The sequence below is a fragment of the Alkalispirochaeta alkalica DSM 8900 genome (assembly GCF_000373545.1).
Taxonomy (GTDB): Bacteria; Spirochaetota; Spirochaetia; order DSM-27196; family Alkalispirochaetaceae; genus Alkalispirochaeta; species Alkalispirochaeta alkalica.
The window spans coordinates 1-3,649 of record NZ_KB891733.1; the positions used below are offsets into that span (position 1 = coordinate 1).

The following is a 3,649-nucleotide window of genomic DNA, read 5'->3' on the forward strand; positions in this document are numbered from 1 at the left end:
TTTGGCCGTATAGAAGTAATATTCTGTTGGTGATCTCATACGGAGGTTTCATAGGCACCATGATAGCATCATTTGATACTATCATCAATTCTTTTTTTCGCGCGCCGAAGGCGTCTGGCTAACGTCAAAATAACCTGCAAGATCGGCCCGAAGGGCTTGGCGTGGTTTGTGCCGAGCGAAGCGACAAGCACAAACCATGACAACAGGAATTGTCAGGTTGAAGCAGTTGTTAGCCGAAACTGCGTTTAGCTTTCATTTTGCTTTAAAAAATGCATAAACCTAACAATAGATTTTTCTTCTTTGCTTCCAACTTTATTATTAATATATTCTTTTATATTTTTGTACTTTTCTTTAAAATCAATAACTATAATTTCTTTTTTCTTTAATATTTCTATATAACTTGGTGAAGAATAGTATTCATAAATTACTATAAAGTTTATTTTCTTTTCTTTTTTCCACCAGTTGATGCTTGATTTATTATCTAAGGCAATTGCTTTTTCTAAATACTCCTTAACACGATCAAAATATTCGGTAATATCTTCTGCTGATTTCTTATCATTGATTATTGCTTTAACTTGAACAATATTAAGTTCTGTTTCATTTATTGATAAAATGTCAATATTCGACCAAATCTTTGCAGTATATTCTTGAGACTTTCCTCGCTGGCTTCGTTTTCTTATTGAATTAAAATCAAACCAGTAATTTTGCATTACAAAATAACCTTGCATCTTGTAATATTCATACATTAAGTCTTCAATGAAATTTTCAGCCATTTCTTACTCCTAGCGCCGAAGGCGTCCGGCTAACATACGCTTAACCTGGGAAGCGAAATTGGCGCGGTTTGTGCGTAAGCGAGCGTAGCGAGCAGCACAAACCGTGACAAACCGCTGACTCAGGTTGAAGCGATTGTTAGCCGAATTTTCCTATTTAACTGCATCTAACAAAAGGTCTCCACTTTTTGTTCTGTACAAAATAACAACGGCGTCTTCTTGTTTATATACACCTTCCTTCGGAGACAAAAGATCAATAAGCCTGTACTCATATAATAGAACGCATGGATAATTCCATTCCCGCAACTCCATATCACCAGAATGTGTAACCCAATTTTTAAACCCATCATCAGTAAACAAAAAAAATCCACCAGAAGTTTCTCCGACTTCATTAATATTTTTAATTTTTACTAGTATTTTCGCTTCTTCAGGACTAATGCTAGATAGGATATTTACGAAATTAGGGTGGAAATTTACATTAATCAATTGATTAGCAAGTAAGTTCTCCCACATATCATGCAATATTGGATCGCTTTCTCTGGCTGCTTCTTCAATACTTTTAATAAAGCTTTTTTCGTGAATCGGCTTTATTAGTCCAATACCTTTTTCGAGAGCTTTTTGTCGTGCTTTTTTTACTGCATTTTCAATTGTAATTGCCCCAAGGGCTCTTTCCATTTCTACCATAGTTTCAAATTTTTGCCTAATCAGTAGCCCCAGGCCGCTTGTCAGCTCTACTAAAGGAGAAAGTGCTTTATCAACAATTTCCAAGGCAGAATCCGCCGTTTTGATATATACCTCATCTGGTATTGCTTCCGCTATTTTTCCAAGCCCCACTAAATCTAGGCTTTTATGATCGCTCGGCATATTTCCTCCAAATATTTCTGCGCCCGCAGGGTCCGGCTAACATTTGCTTAACCTGTATTTTCGTGCCCGCAGGGCTTGGCGCATTTTGTGCGTCAGGAGCGTAGCGACAGCACAAAATGTGACAAAGAAAATATCAGGTTGAAGCAGTTGTTAGATTTCTTCAAAGAGTTCATTCTCTTTTTTTTTAAGAGACTTTTTTTCAATAAAGTCAACTATTTTTTCTGTTCCATTTAATGAGTCGCAAAGAAGCGGTGAGTTCGGATCATACAAACCAAACAATGATGAATTTCCTTTTCTGCTCGCATAACAATAAAGACAATTGTGCCCACAAGTACTATATGCTCCAATATCCCGACTTGTCATACAACCACATTCTTCTCTTTGGATTGGATCTTTCTTATACGTTAAATTATTATTAGAAATTTCATTAATAACTAATTCGTCAATACACTTGTTATGACTAATACCAATATTTGATAAATCTATTTTTTCACTACAAGTAGATAAAATTAAATTAAATTTAAGAGCTATAGAATATAGCTTTTCGGCTATATCCCTCATTTTAACTTCATCCATTTCTTTAATATCATTTTCTTTAAATTTATTTTTCAAAAATGAGTATTCATCAACAAAACTAATTACACACTTACGAGTATATGGAGATATTCTCTCACATAAGTATTCAAACCATTTTTGATGGTATTCTATTGAATATTTATCATTAATAAAAATAGGATCATACCGCCAAATTACTCTATTTTTACCGACCAATTTTGATAATTCTATAAATGTGTCTATTATTCCTGACTTTGATTTAACATTAAGTTCTATTAAATTATCATAAGTAGTAAGTGTAAACTGAAAATAAAACTTAAAGCCCATACCTTGTATTGTTTCAATATATTTTAGAAAATTTGTCGGGTCCTTTGTCCAAAATACAATAGCTTCTATATTTTCATGATTTAAGGAAATTCGGGTAATCTGATTACTATTCATTGGATTACGAACCAGTACTTCTTGAGCCTTAAGCCGATTAAGAAACCATTCACCAAAAAAAGCTGGTATATCTGTCCTTCTACTTGCACTAATAATCAAAATTTACCTCTTATATACAAAAACAACAGATTTTGTAACATCAGGTTTTGGTGTAAATGTTAAACCTTCAGGATATTCAAAAACATTATTTGTCAAATTTATATTTCGATATGACCAACCGTAGGCATTGTCTAAATTAAACTTATATTGTCTTTTTACGCTAAAATATTGTGATACAGCAGTATCAAATACATCACGACCTTTATCTATATGGTTCGCATCATTAAAAATTAAATGTGCACCAATTTTCATAGAAGTTTGTATTTCTGTCGTGAGAATATCCAAAAATTGATTATGCATGTTATTCGCTTTTAATGTTGAAAACAGTTTATTAATTAAAATGATATCAAATTCAGCTAACGTAAAACCATTTAAGACACTTTCACAAACTATATTTGCATTATTAACTCCAACTCGCAAATGATCCCATAATGGTTCAATGTCTCTACCTTCATATTTAAACATCACAGGTAAAGTATTATTCCTGATATATTTATCAAATCCAAACCAATCAGGACAAAATCCACACCCCAAAGAGAGTATTTTAATTTCTTGATTTAGATAATTATTTTCTAGCAGTCGATCCGTCTGCAAAAAATTATATATTTCACTTGCGTAGCAAGGTCCATAATTCATTGTATATGAACATAATTTTTTTAAACAACTATACATATCCTGATTTCCATAAAAACCTTGCTGAAGACAATCTATACAATAACAAGTTCTTTCAGGATCATCATGGCAACATTCAGATTGACCATAAATGTCATTACATCGATTCAATAAATCTCGCATTTTTCTCCTCTTTGCGCCGAAGGCGTCAATCTAACATTTGCTTAACCGGCAATGCCTGGCCCGCAGAGCGGGGTGGCGCGGTTTGTGCATAAGCGAGCGGAGCGAGATGCACAAACCGTGACAGA

4 protein-coding genes are annotated in these 3,649 nt (G+C 33.6%); all 4 read right to left on the minus strand.

Annotated features, from left to right (window positions below; genetic code table 11):
- Positions 1–245 precede the first annotated feature (245 nt).
- Positions 246–773 carry a hypothetical protein gene (locus tag B071_RS0111120; protein WP_018527160.1) on the minus strand — a complete coding sequence of 176 codons (528 nt, stop codon included), beginning with the start codon at positions 771–773 and terminating at the stop codon, positions 246–248.
- 150 nt (positions 774–923) lie between these two features.
- A complete protein-coding gene (locus tag B071_RS19275; RefSeq protein WP_083914888.1) occupies positions 924–1,634 on the minus strand; it encodes an Abi-alpha family protein in 711 nt (236 codons plus the stop codon).
- Positions 1,635–1,784: 150 nt separating this feature from the next.
- On the minus strand, positions 1,785–2,729 hold the full coding sequence (locus B071_RS19280) for a DUF1848 domain-containing protein (RefSeq protein ID WP_083914890.1): 945 nt from the start codon (positions 2,727–2,729) through the stop codon (positions 1,785–1,787).
- A 3-nt stretch (positions 2,730–2,732) separates the two neighbouring features.
- Positions 2,733–3,524 carry a hypothetical protein gene (locus B071_RS19725; RefSeq protein WP_157703190.1) on the minus strand — a complete coding sequence of 264 codons (792 nt, stop codon included), beginning with the start codon at positions 3,522–3,524 and terminating at the stop codon, positions 2,733–2,735.
- Positions 3,525–3,649: the final 125 nt, after the last annotated feature.